Below are 526 nucleotides of genomic sequence, written 5' to 3'. Positions count from 1 at the left end.
TAAAAAGATTTTTTTGATCTAATTGATTAATTAAATCTTGAATTCCTTTTGTTTTAACTGCGACAGCTTCAACTACAGGGATACCTAACAGTTGAGACAGTTTATCCTTATCAATGGAAATACCACGCTTTTTGACCTCATCCATCATATTTAATACAAGAATCATAGGGCGATTTAGAGCACGAACTTCGAGAACCAAGCTCAAATGTAAGCTTAAATTTGTGGCATCTACAACGCATATAAAAATATCGGGTAGAATTTCACCTTTTAGCTCGCCCAAACAAACTGCCCTGGTGACTTCTTCATCTAAACTACTAGGTTTTAAACTGTAAGTTCCGGGTAAGTCCAATACTCGTATTGCATCACCAGAAGGTAATTTAAAAGAACCTTCTTTTCTTTCTACGGTAACCCCAGCATAGTTGGCAACTTTTTGTCGCGTACCAGTAAGCGTATTAAATAAAGAGGTTTTTCCGCAATTTGGATTACCGACTAATGCAATGTTCTTAATCTTCATTGGATACTAACT

At 35.9% G+C, this 526-nt stretch carries 1 protein-coding gene; it reads right to left on the bottom strand.

The features are described 5' to 3' along the window. On the bottom strand, nucleotides 1–514 hold a 514-nt coding region (locus SE27_RS14715), incomplete at its 3' end, for a FeoB small GTPase domain-containing protein (protein WP_455550027.1). Nucleotides 515–526: the final 12 nt, after the last annotated feature.

It is taken from the genome of Acinetobacter harbinensis, assembly GCF_000816495.1.
GTDB classification, from domain to species: domain Bacteria; phylum Pseudomonadota; class Gammaproteobacteria; order Pseudomonadales; family Moraxellaceae; genus Acinetobacter; species Acinetobacter harbinensis.
The sequence above is the reverse complement of the archived record's forward strand: the minus strand, read 5'-3'. Positions and strand labels throughout refer to the sequence as shown.